This is a genomic window from Streptomyces sp. NBC_01197 (assembly GCF_036010505.1).
Lineage (GTDB): Bacteria > Actinomycetota > Actinomycetes > Streptomycetales > Streptomycetaceae > Streptomyces.
The window spans coordinates 1,614,029-1,629,089 of sequence record NZ_CP108569.1; the positions used below are offsets into that span (position 1 = coordinate 1,614,029).

A 15,061-nucleotide genomic window follows, 5' to 3' on the forward strand; every position below is an offset into this window, starting at 1 on the left:
CGTGCAACCCACCGTCTCGGTCGTCATCCCCAACTACAACTACGCCAAGACATTGCGGCTCTGCTTGAAGTCCGTCTTCGACCAGGAATATCCTCTGCACGAGGTGATCGTGGCCGATGACAACAGCACGGACGCCTCGCGGGAGATCGCCGCCGAGTTCCCCTGCACCGTGCTGCACCTCAACCCCAACGGCGGGGTGTCCGCCGCCCGCAACGCCGCCGTCGCGGCCAGCAGCGGCGACATCCTGTTCTTCCTCGACTCCGACGAGACCATCGCGCCGGACGCCGTAGAGGAGGCCGTGCGCCTCCTCACCGAGGACCCCGGACTCGGCTGTGTGCACGGCGTCTTCGCCCCGGAACCCCTCATCGACGACGGCCCCGTCGAGTGGTACCGCACCCTGCACGCCCACCACTGGCGCACCAAGGCGCTGGGCGAGACATCCACCGTCATCTTCGTCGCCACCGCGATGCCGCGCCGGGTCTTCGACGAGGTCGGCGGCTTCGACACCACCCTGCGCGACGCGGAGGACGTGGAGTACAGCGAACGGCTCTCCGTCAAGTACCGCATCCTGCTGACCGACCGGATCGTCGCCCGGCATGACGAGGAGTCGAGGATGGGCCGCATGCTGAGCGAGTCCTTCCGACGCTCGCAGTTCCTGGTGCCGTTCGGCGCCGCGCACCGCCGCAAGGAGGGCGCGCTGCGGGTCAACACCACCGGCGGTGTCGCGATGGCGATGCTCACCCTGGTCACGCTGCCGCTGGTCGCCGCAGGCCCCTGGTGGGCGCTGGCGCCGCTCGCGGCGCTGACCGGCTTCGTCTTCTCCGATCCCGGGCTGCTCGGCGTGGTGCGCCGCCACCGCGGGTCCACTTTCCTGCCGTTCTTCCTGCTGTGTCATCTGCTCGTCAACATGACCATCGGTCTGGGGGCGCTGTGGGGCGTCGTGCGGATGGTCTTCACCGACTTCGGAACCCCGACGGCGCGCCGTCGACCGGAACCGGCCAGTCTGGGCGGTGAGACCGGATGATTTCACTGTCCCGCCGCCGGGCTCTGCGGGCTGTCGTGGTGACCGCGTTCGTCGTCGCCGCGGGCTACGGCATGTACCGGGCGCTGGGCGACTCCACCGACGGGGTCGCCAGCTTCCTGGCCCGCGGCGACGCGCCCGCCGTACTCGCCGGCGCCGCCGCGCTCGACCTGGCCGGGCTGACCCTGGGCATGGCGGCCTGGCGCAGTCTGCTCAGCGGTCTGGGTCATCCGCTCGGCGTCGGGCCCACGATGCGGATCTACGGCGCCGCGATGCTGGGCAAGTACCTCCCCGGCCCTTTCTGGAGCGGTCTGGCCAGCGTCCACAGCGGGCGGGCCAGCGGTGTGCCCGCGGCCCGCATGTTCACCGCGTACGCGCTTAACTCGGCGCTGGTGCTGCTGACCGCGGGCGTGGTGGGCATCGCCGCGGCACCAGCCGTCATGGACCACTCCGCTGTCGTGCTCGTCCTCGGGCTCGCGCTGCTCGTGGTGCTGCTGCGCCGGCCCCGGCTGGTGATGATGCTGGCCGGGGTGATCGCCCGGGTGCTGCGCAGGCCACCGCCACAGGCTTCGTTCGCTGAGGGGCCGCTGCGTCGCTCGATCATCGTGCAGGTGGTGTCCTGGGCGGTCGGCGGCCTGCATCTGGTGCTGATCGTGGCCGTCTTGAGCGGCCCGCTGGACGCCCACACCGTACTGCTGTGCGTGGGCGGCTTCGCCCTGGCCTCCGCCGCCGGGATGCTCGTGCTGGTGGTGCCGGACGGCGCCGGGGTCCGGGAGGTCGTACTGACCCTGGCGCTCGCTCCTGTCCTGACCACCCAGCAGACCGTGACGGCCGTCGTGGTCAGCCGGCTGGCGTGCACCCTCGCCGAGGTCTCCGGTTCGCTCGCCGGACTCGCCACCGCGGCGCTGCTGGCACGCCGCGGACTGCGCCCGGCTCCGGACGGCCCTGAGCGCACCGCGGACCGGGCGCCCTCGGCCCCCTCCGAAGTCTGAGCCAGGCACGCCTCCCCCTCTTGCCGCCCCCTCCCCCCATGAGAGAGGTACGCATGTTCGCGCATCCCCCCGTCACCAAGGCCGTGGTCCCCGCCGCCGGCCTCGGAACCCGGTTCCTGCCGATGACCAAGTCCACTCCGAAGGAGATGCTGCCGGTCGTCGACAAGCCGGCCATCCAGTATGTCGTCGAGGAGGCCGCCGCCGCGGGCCTCGCCGACGTGCTGATGATCACCGGCCGCAACAAGCACTCCCTGGAGGACCACTTCGACCACAACTTCGAACTGGAGTCCGTGCTCGCGCAACGCGGTGACCGTGACAAACTCGCCAAGGTCCGCGCCAGCAGCGGACTCGGCACCCTGCACTACGTCCGGCAGAAGACGCCCCGCGGCCTGGGCCACGCAGTGCTCTGCGCCCGCCCTCACATCGGTGACGAGCCCTTCGCGGTCCTCCTCGGAGACGACCTCATCGACCCCCGGGACGCCCTGCTGCGCCGGATGCTCGACGTGCGGCAGGCCCTGGGCGGCAGCGTCATCGCCCTCATGGAGGTCGATCCCGCGCAGACGCACCTGTACGGCTGCGCCCGGATCGCCGGGGCCGACGGCGGCGACGTCGTGCGCGTTACCGGCCTGGTGGAGAAGCCGCTGCCCGGCACCCAGCCCAGCAACTACGCGGTCATCGGCCGCTATGTGCTCCAGCCCGAGGTCTTCGGCGTACTGGAGCGGCTGGGCCCCGGGCACGGCGGCGAGATCCAGCTGACCGACGCCCTGGAGACGCTGACGGCCGGCGGCTCCGTGCACGGCGTGGTCTTCACCGGCCGCCGCTACGACACCGGCGACCGCCACGACTATCTGCGCTCGGTGGTGCAACTCGCATGCGAACATGCAGAGTTGGGGCCGGAGTTCAGTGAGTGGCTGACCGCCTACGTCACCTCCCGGATGATCGAGCCGAGCCTGGCGGGGGCGCTGCAGGGGGCCCCCGGGCGGGCCCAGGCGCCACACCCGGGGCTGCCGCCCGGATCCCTCTCCGCAACCGGCCGTGGCCAATAACGGTCTCCGCGCGGCGTACTGCCCCGCACTGTGTTGCGCCCGTCCCACCAGCCATGCTTCTCTGCCCACTCATCCGTCCGACAGCCCGTCCCACGTTCTTCGAGGCTGTCCCGGTACCAGGGTCTTCCCACGTGTTTGGAGCCAAGATGACGCAAGCGCACCGCCTGATCGGCGACACCGCCATTCCCCCCCTGGGCATGGGGTGCTGGGCCATCGGTGGTCCCTTCCGGGCCGGTGACACCCCGGTCGGCTGGGGCGAGGTCGACGACGCGGAGTCCACCCGGGCGGTGCGCCGGGCCGTGGATCTGGGTATCCGCTTCTTCGACACCTCCGACGTCTACGGCACCGGGCACAGCGAGCGCATCCTGGGCGCGGCCCTGGCCGGTCACCGCGACGATGTGCTGATCGCCACCAAGTGGGGCAACCTCTTCGACGAGGGCAGCCGCCTGATCACGGGCGAGGACCCGAGCCCGGCTCATGTCCGACGCGCTGTCGAGGCGTCGTTGACCCGACTCGGCACCGACCACGTCGACCTCTACCAGTGGCATCTGGGCGGCGCCTCCGCCGAGCAGGCGCAGGAGATGCAGGGCGCGCTGGAGGAGCTGGTCGCGGCGGGCAAGATCCGCCACTACGGGTGGAGCACCGACGATCCGACCCTGCCCACCGCGCTGGCCGGCCCCCATTTCGCCGCCGTCCAGCACGAGTTGAACGTGCTGAGCGACGCGCCGGACATGCTGCGCCTGGTCGACGAGCACAACTGGGCCAGCGTCAACCGCAGTCCGCTGGCCATGGGGCTGCTCAGCGAGAAGTACACCGGTGGCAGCCGACTCGCCCAGGATGACGTACGGGGCGACGAGGCACCGCCGTGGATGCGGTACTTCGCCGACGGCGCCCCGGCCGGCGAATGGCTCAAGCGCCGTGACGCCGTGCGCGAGATCCTGACCTCGGACGGACGCTCCCTGGTCCAGGGCGCCCTGGCGTGGATCTGGGCGCGCAGCCCGCACACGGTACCCATCCCCGGCTTCCGCACCGTCGCACAGGTCGAGGAGAACGCCGATGCCCTCGGCCGGGCCCCGCTCACCGGCGGCGAGCTGAGCGAGATTGACGCCCTGCTGGGCCGCTGAGCCGGGGCACCGGGCCGGTCACCGGGTGGCGGGCGGTGCGTGCAGCTCGTGGATGACCGCGGCGTAGGCGAAAACGCCGGGGAGGCATGAGTACGGAACGCTCGCGCCACCCACTCCCGCTCACCTCACGGTCCACGGCCTGGCACGGGCACCTCATGTCATCCCGGCACCGTCCCAGCACGGTTGCAGCCCAGACGACGCCCCTCAGCAGGTGAAGGGTGGCCAGCGGCAGCGGGGTCCAAGCCGCTTCAGCAGGCCGCTGAAGCGGCTGGAGGAGACCGGCGACGACCTGTCCGCCGCCAACGGCGACCGGCGCCTGACCTTCGACTTCATCGGGGACCTGAACCACCTCCATGCAGGTGGAACAAGTCAACTGGGTCGACATCCCGGCTGGGGTGTTGCGTCGGGGTACGCCGTTCAGTTAGGGCGGGGCTGGGGGCGTCAAGGGCTGCTCGTGAGCATGTTGATGCTGATGGTGGCTTTGTAGGTGGTCCGGTCGATGGCGGGTCCGCGTGCGTTGTATTTGGAGATGGCGCGTTTGACGATGCGGTCTTTGGTGCGGATCCGCCGGGTGGGCAGGAGGTGGGCCAGGACGTGGCGGCCGATCGTGCCGACGAGATCGGTGTCGGTGCCGGTGATGATTCCGGCGGCCAGGACGAGCTGGTCCCGGGCGGCGGCGAGGGCGGTGAGAAAGCCGGCCCTGTCGGGATCGGTGCCCGGAATGCTGTCGGTGGCGTCGGTCATAGCGGTCCGTAGCGCTTGGTAGGTGGTCAGCAGGGCCCAGACCTCCTGCTCGATGCCGTCCGGGGTGCGTGCCCGCAGGACGCGCCCGCCCAGCATCGTGGACTTCAGCTCTGCGTAGGCGGTCTCGATCTCCCAGCGTTCGTGGTAGAGCCGGACGAGTTCGCCGGCCGGGTGGGTGGCAGGGTCGGTGAGAGTGGTCAGCAGCCGGTAACGGCCCGTGCGTGTGCCCTGGGCCGTGCGGATGGTGATCTCGGCCTCGATGACACGCACGGTCAGTGGACCGATCCGGGTCAGTGTCGAGCCGTCACGGCAGCGCGCCACCGGTGGCAGTTTCCGGTTTGTCTTGCATCGCACGAGCAGATCGGCGCCGGTGGCGGCCAGCTGGTTCAGCAGTGTCGCGGCGGAGAAGTTCCGGTCGCCCAGCAGCAGCATTCCGGCCCGGAGGTCCGCCGCCAGGCGGCGGGCGTACCCCAGTTCGCCGGTAGTGGCCGGGCCGAACACCACTCCGATCACCGACCGGGTCCCGCAGGCCACCAGTGCGGCCAGCCGCAGTTGCGGATAGCCCGAGATTCCGTTGCCGAGCCGCTGGCGGGTGAAGACCGCGAGGTTTGCCGGACAGTCCGGGACCGACAAAAGGGTACCGTCGACCGCGACGACTCTCAGGCCCCGCCATCGTCCGGCTCCAGCGGCCGTGGCAGCAGGGCCACTCACCAGGTTGAACAGGGCTTTCATCGGTGCCGGCCCCAGCCGCTGGCGGGCCTGGCGAAGTGCGCTGCCGCTGGGCCGGGCCGAAGCCAGGCCCACCAGCCTGGCGCATAACCGGCCGAAAACCTGCTGGTAGCCCAGCCCGTTGAAGAGTGCCTCGGCCAGCAGCAGGTAGACCGTGACCCGGGCCGGCACCAGCCGGACCCTGCGCTGCACCGCACTGGTCTCCGCCAGCACCTCATCGACCATCTCGAACGGGATGATCCGGGTCAGCTCACCGATGTGCCCTGGAGCAAACACCCCAGCCGCTGTCCCGCGCGTCCTTGATATGGCAGCCTGTTCCAACAGCGGAGCTCCTGTGGTGAGGATGTCCTGGAGTGACATCCCTCTTCTACAGCAGCTCCGCTGCCTCGTTCACCAGCCTTGACGAACAGCCCACACACCTAACTGAACTGCGTTGCCACTAGAACGGAAGCGTGGATGGGGGCATTTCAGAACGCGCCCGGCGCTGGCGGCTCGGGTGACTGGGCGCTCAACCTCCTGTTCCAGACCCTGCTCCTTGGCTACATCGCCATCGCCGTGGTGAACACCCTGGTGATGGCGACGGCGGCGCGGGTTCGCGAGTTCGCCATGCTGCAGCTCATCGGCGCCAGCCGGGATCAGGTCCGCGCGATGATGAACGGCGAGGCCAGGATCGTGGTCTTCTCGGCGCTGTTGTTCGGTCTGCTGGCGACGATCCCGCCGCTCGTCGGCATCAGCATCTCGCTGACGAAGTCGCCCGTTCCACGTGTTTCCCCCCTCGGCCTCATCGCGATCGTGGCGCTCACCGTCGCGCTCTCCTGGGGTTCGATCGCGATGGCCGCCAAGCACACCCTGCGGTCTGCTCCGGTCGACGCGATCGGCGGTCGCGAGTGAGCCGCCCAGCGGGCCGTTGATACCGCGGGAGCATGCGATGGCACCGCCGGGCCGCCGGCGGTGCCATCGGCTTTCCGGAACCGGCCTGTGACCGGGCCCGGGCTGGGCCCAGCATGATCGGCGCCCCTCCGCACGGCAGCGGCCCCCGGCGTCAAATTGCCTGTCGACCGCCCTGTTTCGCCCTTCGGTCAAGTGCGTGGCTGGGGCGTGCCCCCGTTGGAAAGACTTGGCGGCCGGCACGGCTTCCGCTGTACTGCCCGTCGCGCGCGCCCAGCGTCTACTGGAGGCCGCCGGACAAGAAGAACGACACCGTCGGGGCCGCCCAGTTGCTCACCCTCGCCGCCAACCCGCCCGGCTCCTACGAGCGGTACCTGGACGTGCTCACCAAGTCGAAGGTGATCACAGTCAGGAAAGCCTTGCTCGACAACCCCGACCATTCGGCCGCCGTGGTCCAGGCCCTCACTCGGCATGCCACCGCCGACGACTGGCCCACCTGGCAGGAGTCCGACCGAGCCGTGCGGTGGCTGCTCGATGTCGCGCGCCTCGCAGCACGCGAGAAGAAGTGGGATCTGCTCGACACCACCGTTCAGGGCATATGCGACTGGGACGGCCGCTTCGACCGGTGGAAACCGCAGGACGGCATCAAGGACTGGACGCGCGAGCTCACAGGACACGCCGCGAGCTTCGTCGCCTCCGCGCTCCGCGCCCAATCCGCCGGAGCACGGAAAGCCGCTGGATCACACCGTCGGCGCCACCGGCACTCCCGACAGTGCCCCCGTGCGGGCCACCTCCCCGTACCAGCGGGCGCTCGACTTCGGGGTCCGCTCCAGCGTCTCGTAGTCCACGTGCACCATGCCGAACCGCTTTGCATAGCCGTACGCCCACTCGAAGTTGTCCATCAGCGACCACAAGTAGTACCCACGGACGTCCGCCCCGTCGGTGATCGCCTGGCGAACCGCTGCCAGGTGGCTGTGCAGATAGGCGATGCGCTCCGGGTCGTGCACCCGGCCGTCGGCGTCCACTTTGTCCTCGTACGCCGCGCCGTTCTCCGTGATGTACAGCGGCAGCCCCGGAGCCTCCCGCACGTAACGCATGATCAGTTCGTGCAGACCGGTCGGGTCAACCGTCCAGCCCATCTCGGTCCGCTCACCCGGCGTCTGGTGGAACGCCACGTCGTCCGCCCCCGGCCACGGCGAGTAGGAGCTCGCCCCGTGGCCATCGGCGCGCGGGCTCTCCGGCGCCCCGTCCACCGCCGACACCAGCGTCGGCGTGTAGTAGTTGAGCCCAAGCGCGTCCAGTGGCTGCTGGATCGCGCGCAAATCCCCGTCGAGGACGTACGACCAGTCGGTGACTCTCGAGGTCGCCGCCAACAGGGTCGCCGGATACGCTCCGTGCAGGAGCGGACCGTGGAAGACGCCGTTGGCCAGGTCGTCGATCCGGCGGGCCGCGGCCAGGTTGGCGGGATGCTGCGAAACGGGCCGTACCACCGAGGAGTTGAGGCTGACCGCCACCTGGTTGCGGGTTGGCATCACCGCGCGCAGCGCCGCCGTGCCCAGCCCGTGCGCCAGGTTGAGATGGTGCGCCGCGCGCAACGCGGCCACCGGGTCGGTGCGGCCCGGTGCGTGCACTCCGGAGCCGTAGCCAAGGAAGGCGCTGCACCAGGGCTCGTTGAGAGTGATCCACTGCTCGACCCGGTCGCCCAGCGCCTCGCCGACGATCTCCGCGTACTCGGCGAAGCGCAGGGCGGTCTCCCGCGCCGGCCAGCCGCCCGCGTCCTCCAGCTCCTGCGGCAGATCCCAGTGGTAGAGGGTGACCGCGGGCTTGATGCCGTGCGCCAGCAGCTCGTCCACCAGCCGGCGGTAGAAGTCCAGGCCCACCTGGACGGCCGGGCCGCGTCCCGTCGGCTGCACACGCGACCAGGAGACCGAGAACCGGTAGGCGGTCATGCCGAGTTCGGCCAACAGCGCCACGTCCTCACGGTAGCGGTGGTAGTGGTCGACAGCGATGTCACCGTGGCTGCCGTCGGCAATCTTGCCCGGCGTATGGCTGAAGGTGTCCCAGATTGACGGGGTGCGGCCGCCCTCTCGTACCGCCCCCTCGATCTGGTACGCCGACGTCGCGGCGCCCCAGAGGAAGGCGGGGGGAAAGGCCACTGGGGTCGCCGGTTGTGCGGACTGAGACATGGAAGTGCTCCCATAGAGGTTCGAGGAACCGACGGACAGGTCGGGGAAGTGGACGAAAGTGAGGGCCGGGGCCGCACTGCCCCGGCCCGGAAACGGGCTCAGCCCTTGACCGCACCCTGCATGATGCCGCCGACGATCTGCTTGCCGAAGATCGCGAAGACCAGCAGCAGCGGCAGCGTACCGAGCAAAGCGCCCGCCATGATCAGGGACTGGTCCGGGGTGTAGCCGCGGCCCAGCCCTGCGATGGCGACCTGCACGGTCGGATTGCCGTTCTGGGACAGCACCAGGAACGGCCACAGGAAGTCGTTCCACGACTGTACGAACATCAGCATGCCGAGCACTGCCATCGCCGGCCGCGCTGCCGGGAACACAACGTGCCACACCACACGCCAACTGCTCGCGCCGTCCACCCGGGCGGCCTCGATCAGCTCGTCCGGGAGCACCTGCAGCAGGTACTGCCGCATGAAGAACACCCCGAACGCGCTCACCAGCGACGGCAGGATCACCGCCTGCAGCTGGTCGGACCACTGCAGCTTCGCCACCATCATGTACAGGGGGATGATGCTGAGCTGCGGCGGCACCATCATGGTGCCGATCACCACCAGCATCAGGCTGTTACGGCCACGGAACCGCAACTTGGCGAAGGCGAACCCGGCAACGGTGGACAGGAACACGATGGTCGTCGCCGATATCCCCGCCACGATCGTCGTGTTGAGGAATGCCTTGCCCAGGTTGGCGTCGGTCCAGGCGATCCGCAGGTTGTGCATCAGGTTCGCGCCGAACCAGAACGGTGGCGGGGTCTGCGCCAGCCGGTTGTTGTCGCGGGACGCGGCGATCGCGGTCCACACCAGGGGGAGCAGTGAGCCAAGGGTGAACAGCACCAGCACCGCGTACGCGAAGGGCCCCGCGTGCAGTTGCCCGCCGGCCCGCGCCGCCTTGGGCCGTCGTACGCGCGCGGCTTTGGGCGGCGCGTCACCGGGGGCGTTCGTCAGGGTCGTCGTCACGCTGTTTCTCCTAACTGCTGGCGCGCAGCCGGCGCGAGATGACGTAGTTGACGATCCCGATCAGGATGAGGATCAGGAACATCGTCCAGGCGATCGCGGAGGCTCGGCCCAGGTGCTGGTTGACCCAGCCCTGTTCGTACAGGTACAGGCCCAGCGTCTGGAACTGGTGGTCGGTACCGCCGGAGGCACCCTTGATGGAGTCGAACATCAGCGGCTCGCCGAACACCTGGCTCGCGCCGATCGTCGACACCACGGTGGTGAACAGGATGGTCGGCCGCAGCTGCGGCAGCGTCACGTTGAGAAACTGCTGCCAGCGGTTGGCGCCGTCCAGCGCCGCCGACTCGTACAGGTCCTGCGGGATCGCCTGCATCGCCGCCAGGTAGATCAGCGCGTTGTAGCCGGTCCAGCGCCAGATGACCACCGACGACACCGCGATCTGCGATGACCACTTGTCGTTCTGCCAGTCGATCTTGTCGACGCCGACGAAGTGCAGCGCCCAGTTGATCATGCCGTAGTCACGGCCGAAGAGCAGCACGAACACCAGAGAGGCCGCGGCGATCGAGGTGGCGTATGGGGCGAGCATCGCCACCCGGAAGAAGGTGGAGCCGCGCAGTTTGTAGTTGAGGAGGTGGGCGAGCCCCATCGCCATGAGCAATTGCGGGACGGTCGATATGACGCCGATGGTCAGGGTGTTCTTCGCCGCGTTCCAGAAGAAGTCGTCGTCGAAGATCCGGGTGTAGTTGTGCAGGCCCGCCCACTGCATGTCGGTGGGCGCGGTCAGCTCCACCGTGTGCAGCGAGGCCCAGCCGGTGTAGATCAGCGGGAAGAGGCCGAACGCGGCGAAGAGCAGGAAGAACGGGGAGACGAAGGCGTAGGGGCTCCAGCGCATGTCCCGCTGCCAGCGCCGGGACAGCCGCGTCCGGCGCTTCTCATCCGCCGGTGACTCGGGTGCCGCAGGGTCGCGGCCAGGGGCCGCGCCCCGGTACTGAACCGGGGGCGCGGCGGTGTCGTGCCGGGACATACCGGTCACTTCTCCAAATTGTTGTCGATCGTCTTGGTGGCCGTCTGCCAGGCATCTGCCGCGGACTTGCCCTTCGTCACGAGGATCACGCCGTTGTCACCCAGCCCGGCGCCGATGATCTGGTCCTTCGGGCCGATGGGCTGCTGCGGGATGGCCTTGGCAGCCTCAGCGAAGATCTGGCCGATCGGCGCGTCACCCGTCATGGCGTTCTTGGCGTTCTTGACCGAGGGCAGGTCGTAGGCGGCAGGTGCGCTCGGGAAGCTGCCCTGCACGCTGAAGAGCTTGGACTGCTGGGCCGGGGCGGCGAGCCAGGCAGCCAGCTGCTCCGCCTCCTTCACGTGCTTGCCGCCCTTCGGCACGGTCAGGAAGGTGCCGCCCCAGTTGCCGGCCTGCGGCGCGGCTGCGACGTCCCACTTGCCGGTCGCGTCGGCCTTCGACTGGCCCTTCAGGTAGCCGAGCATCCACGGTGGGCAGGCCACCGCGGCGAACTTGCTGTTGGCGATCGTCTGGTTCCACGCCGGCTGGAACTGGGTCTGCGACTGGACCAGCCCCTCCGCGGCGGCCTTGGCGGCCAGGTCGAAGCCCGTCTTGACGGCCGGGTTCGTCTTGTAGACGACCTTGCCGGAGGAGTCGTAGAACTTCTCCTTGAGGCTGGAGAGGATCGCGTTGATCAGACCACCGGGGGAGTCCATGAAGTAGGTGCCCGCGGGGGCCTTCCTCTTGTAGCGCTCACCCACGGTGACCAGCTTGCTCCAGTCGCCCGCCCACAGTTTGCCGACCGCCGTCCGGTCGGTGGGCAGGCCAGCCTTCTGGAAGAGGTCCTGGCGGTAGCAGATCGCCATCGGCCCAATGTCGGTGCCGAGCCCGACGGTTTGCCCGTCCTTGGTGGTGGCCTGCTGCCACTTCCAGCTCAGCCAGTTGTTCTGGTCCACGCCCGAGATCTTGGAGAGGTCCTCCAGCTTGCTCGCCTGGGTCTGTACGACCTCGGCGATATTGCCGACCTCGACGGCCTGAATGTCCTGCAGGCCGCTGTTGGTGGTGAGGTGGTTGACCAGTGCGGGGTAGTAGTTCTCGTTGCGCTCGGTGACGTTCTCTGTGATCGTGATGTTCGGGTGGAGCTTCTCGTACTCGGCGTACAGGCCGGCTTCCTTGAAGCCCTGCGTACCGAAGAGGCCCATGGAGATCGTCATCTTGCCGCTGCCGCCACCGCTGGTGTCGTCGCTGCCGCCACCACTGTCTTCGGCACAGCCGGCCAGCAACGCTCCGCCCAGCGACACGATGGCCGTCAGGACGACCGCCTTCCGTGAGGCGGTTTGGGTACGTGCTCGCATTTACGTCCTCCTGTTGCGCCCTGACGTGCCGTCCCCCCGGCCAACTGCACTGCTGGGCCTGTCTGTTGCTTGTTGCGGCTCGGGCGGGGAACGTATGGGATGTGTATGTGTCGGGTAGTGTGGGAGCGCTCCCATAGGTGATGTGTTGAAGGGTTGCCGGTTCAAGGCCGGGTGTCAAGGTAACGGACACGGAGGGATGTGTTCAGTTATCCGGTCGTTAGCTAGCCGGAGTTGGTGCCCGGAATGCGTCGGACGGCGCCCGTCCAGTGAGCTCGATGTGCTCCCATCCGCGGACGAGGCTGTGCGGGCAAAGCAGGGTCTGGGGCTTGCGCCCCGAAAGCCCGCCACCCCGATACCCCGCACTGTTAGATTCCAGGCCAGCACAGGAACGTCGGTGAGAAAGGCGGAGCCCATGGCAAGCCACGGAGCGCGGGGGCGTAGTGGTGGTCGGCCCACCCTCGGAGATGTCGCCGCCCAGGCTGGTGTGGGGCGGGGGACGGTCTCGCGGGTCATCAACGGGTCACCGCGGGTTAGTGACGCCACCCGGGCCGCCGTCGAGGCCGCGATAGCGGAGCTCGGTTACGTCCCGAACACGGCCGCGCGCGCTAGGGCCTGTGTGGAGTTGTGATCTCGTGGGGCCCCGACCCAGGAGGGTCGGGCCTGTGGAGTAAAACGGTGGGGTGTCTCGACCTCAACTTACAGATGCTGAGTGGGAGTTCATCTCTCCCTTCCTGCCGGTCGGTGAGTACGGGCCGTACCCGGAGAACTTGCGGGCGCACTTCGAGGGCGTCGTGTGGCGGTTCAGGAACGGGGCGAAGTGGCGGGAGTTGCCCGAACGGTTCGGGCACTGGTCCACCGTTTACGGCCGGTTTCGGCAGTGGCGGGATGCCGGGGTGTTCACCGCGGTCTTCCAGGGCGCGATTGCCGAGGCGGCGAAGCGGGGCTTGGTCGACTTGTCGCTGGTCAGCGTGGACTCGACCACAGTCCGGGCCCACCATGATGCTGCCGGGACGATCGTGGAGCCCGAGACCCTGGACGCGTTGGAGAAGGCTGCCGCGGAAAAAGGGGCACCAGTCAGGAACAAGACGGGCAACTGGACCCGGAGCGGGAGGAACGACGACGCGTGAGGCGTCGCCGCAAGGCCCGGCTCGCCGCCGCCGGCCTGGGGCGTTCCCGCGGCGGACTGACCACGAAGACGCACCTGTCCTGCGTGCCGCAATGCCTGCCCCTCTCGCTGAAGATCACTGCGGGGCAGGCCGGGGACAGCCCGCAGTTCATCCCCGTCCTGAACAAGATCCGCGTCCCCGGCCTGGTCGGCCGGCCCCGCTCCCGGCCCGACGCAGTCGCGGGCGACAAGGCATCCCACGCGGATAAGCGTCAAGCTGCCGCTGCTATATGTCCGATTGGGTGCTGTGGGAAGGCAATTGCTTCGTCGTAGGTGTGACCGTTCTGGAGGCAGTGGAACAGCATGCCCATGAAGCGATTGAAGAGGTTTCGCTGTGCTGCGACGTGTCGGTCGCCGGCTGCTCGTCGGCGGTCGTAGTGGGCTCTGGCGCCTGGTGACTTGGTGAGAGAGACGAAGGCCCAGACGTATCCGACGGCAGCCAGTCGCTGGTTCTTGACCTTCCGGCTCATGACTTTGCAGCTCTTGCCGCTGGCTCTGGTGACCGGCGCGCTTCCCGCGTAGGCCTTCAAGGATCCGGCGCTGGCGAATCGGGCCCGGTCATCGCCGATCTCCGCCAGGACCCGGGCGCCAGTCAGTGAGGCGAGACCCGGGAAGCTGCGGATGACGGGCGCATCCGGGTGCTCTTCGAAGGCCCGCGTGGCGGCTGCCTCGAGCTGGTCGGCGTTGTCGCAGGCGGTGTTCAGCTGCCTGAGCAGAGCGGACGTCTGATGCCCGAGAGCCGCCTCGACCTGCGGGAGCTGGTGGAGGTAGTCGCGTTGGAAGACCTCGTGGAGCTTTTCGGCTTCGGCCTGGATGCCGCGGACCCGGCCGGACTGCTTGAGCAGCGACTGCAGGCGTCGCCGTGTCAGCTTCGCAGCCATGGTAGGGGTCGGTGCTGCGGCCAGGATGCTGCGGGCTTCCCTTGAACACAGTCCGTGCTTGTGCTGGGCGAAGGCGTCGAGGATCGCTGGGTAGAACTCTCTGAGCTGGGAGCGAAGCTTGTTGTGGGCCTGGCCGCGGGCCCAGACGGCGTCTTGTTGGGCCCGGGCGAGCACGGCGATGGCCTGGACGAGCTCGGAGTCCTCCGGCAGCGGCCGGTGGGCTGCCATGTCGGTCCGCAGGATGTTGGCCAGGGCCGCGGCGTCGACGACGTCTGACTTCTTGCGGGCGACGGAGTGGCGGTCCCGGTAGCGGGCAACTGCTAGCGGGTTGATCGAAAAGACCGGCCGACCGGTGGACCGCAGGCAGGCGACAAGAAGTCCGCGTGATGTCTCGATCGCCACGGGGATCGGGGCATTCTCGCTATCGCCGTGCTCGGTCAGCAGGTCCGTGAGCTGGGCAAACCCGGCAGCGTCATCGGCGATCCGTACCTTCGCGAGTTGTTTTCCGCCAGCATCGACCAGTGCAATGTCGTGGTGGTCTTCGGCCCAGTCCACACCACAGAACACGGGCGTCGGTAATCCGGTGATCTCCATCCGGTCCTCCTTCGTTGCGACTCTTTTCCCGGGCCAGAGCCTGTGCAGGGTGCGCGTGCTCCCTAATGGAAGTGCTCAAGGCACGTCATCCCACCAGCCGTTCGCAACCCCAGCGAGTCATGCGGCCCCCGGTCCGTGTCAGAGCTGGAAGCTCAAGGCAGAGGTGAGAGGTGATCCGCACAACCGGCTCGGACTACGAACAGCAAACCGAAAGGCCATCGCCTGCGCCAACGAGGCCGTTGGGATGCCTTCATGGACGGATCTGCATGTCATTCTGAACGCCTGGAGACCATCGCTGGGCGCGAGCCGGCCTCGTCTTGTCAACAGGGCTCTCA

At 68.6% G+C, this 15,061-nt stretch carries 11 protein-coding genes and 2 pseudogenes; 7 read left to right on the forward strand and 6 right to left on the reverse strand.

Annotated features, from left to right (window positions below):
* The first annotated feature begins 1 nt into the window (after position 1).
* From OG452_RS07220 to OG452_RS07235, 4 genes are all read left to right on the forward strand, one after another.
* Entirely contained in the window at positions 2-1,024 is a 1,023-nt protein-coding gene (locus OG452_RS07220) for a glycosyltransferase family 2 protein (RefSeq protein WP_327294792.1), read from the forward strand.
* A complete protein-coding gene (locus tag OG452_RS07225) occupies positions 1,021-2,013 on the forward strand; it encodes a hypothetical protein (RefSeq protein ID WP_327294793.1) in 993 nt (330 codons plus the stop codon). Before OG452_RS07220 ends, OG452_RS07225 begins: the two co-directional genes overlap by 4 nt.
* A 53-nt stretch (positions 2,014-2,066) precedes the next feature.
* A complete protein-coding gene (locus OG452_RS07230) occupies positions 2,067-3,059 on the forward strand; it encodes a UTP--glucose-1-phosphate uridylyltransferase (protein ID WP_327294794.1) in 993 nt (330 codons plus the stop codon).
* Between the two features lie 146 nt (positions 3,060-3,205).
* Positions 3,206-4,183 carry an aldo/keto reductase gene (locus OG452_RS07235; protein WP_327294795.1) on the forward strand — a complete coding sequence of 326 codons (978 nt, stop codon included), beginning with the start codon at positions 3,206-3,208 and terminating at the stop codon, positions 4,181-4,183.
* Positions 4,184-4,624: 441 nt separating this feature from the next.
* Here the strand turns inward: OG452_RS07235 and OG452_RS07240 are convergent, their stop codons facing one another.
* A complete protein-coding gene (locus OG452_RS07240) occupies positions 4,625-5,932 on the reverse strand; it encodes an IS4 family transposase (RefSeq protein WP_327294796.1) in 1,308 nt (435 codons plus the stop codon).
* A 180-nt stretch (positions 5,933-6,112) separates the two neighbouring features.
* On the opposite strand from OG452_RS07240, the gene OG452_RS07245 reads away from it, so the two are divergent.
* The gene (locus OG452_RS07245; RefSeq protein WP_327294797.1) at positions 6,113-6,547 is read left to right on the forward strand and encodes an FtsX-like permease family protein; all 435 of its coding nucleotides are present in this window, start codon (positions 6,113-6,115) and stop codon (positions 6,545-6,547) included.
* Between the two features lie 737 nt (positions 6,548-7,284).
* On the opposite strand, the gene OG452_RS07250 is transcribed toward OG452_RS07245, so the two are convergent.
* The 4 genes from OG452_RS07250 to OG452_RS07265 form a co-directional block, all read right to left on the reverse strand.
* Positions 7,285-8,730: a GH1 family beta-glucosidase gene (locus OG452_RS07250; RefSeq protein WP_327294798.1), complete on the reverse strand. Its 1,446-nt coding sequence runs from the start codon at positions 8,728-8,730 to the stop codon at positions 7,285-7,287.
* Positions 8,731-8,828: 98 nt separating this feature from the next.
* Positions 8,829-9,734 (reverse strand): carbohydrate ABC transporter permease, encoded by a 906-nt coding sequence (locus OG452_RS07255; protein WP_327294799.1) that lies wholly within the window; start codon positions 9,732-9,734, stop codon positions 8,829-8,831.
* 10 nt (positions 9,735-9,744) lie between these two features.
* Positions 9,745-10,755, reverse strand: a complete 1,011-nt coding sequence (locus OG452_RS07260) for a carbohydrate ABC transporter permease (RefSeq protein ID WP_327294800.1) — start codon at positions 10,753-10,755, stop codon at positions 9,745-9,747.
* A 5-nt stretch (positions 10,756-10,760) separates the two neighbouring features.
* Complete coding sequence (locus tag OG452_RS07265) at positions 10,761-12,086, reverse strand: ABC transporter substrate-binding protein (protein ID WP_327294801.1); 1,326 nt, start codon at positions 12,084-12,086, stop codon at positions 10,761-10,763.
* Positions 12,087-12,498: 412 nt separating this feature from the next.
* Here OG452_RS07265 and OG452_RS07270 point away from each other — a divergent pair.
* Both OG452_RS07270 and OG452_RS07275 read left to right on the forward strand, forming a co-directional pair.
* Positions 12,499-12,699: pseudogene (locus tag OG452_RS07270) on the forward strand (LacI family DNA-binding transcriptional regulator); the annotation flags it as partial.
* Between the two features lie 67 nt (positions 12,700-12,766).
* Positions 12,767-13,446, forward strand: a pseudogene (locus OG452_RS07275) (IS5 family transposase); the annotation flags it as partial.
* A 17-nt stretch (positions 13,447-13,463) separates the two neighbouring features.
* On the opposite strand, the gene OG452_RS07280 reads toward OG452_RS07275, so the two are convergent.
* Complete coding sequence (locus tag OG452_RS07280) at positions 13,464-14,726, reverse strand: IS110 family transposase (protein WP_327294802.1); 1,263 nt, start codon at positions 14,724-14,726, stop codon at positions 13,464-13,466.
* Positions 14,727-15,061 lie beyond the last annotated feature (335 nt).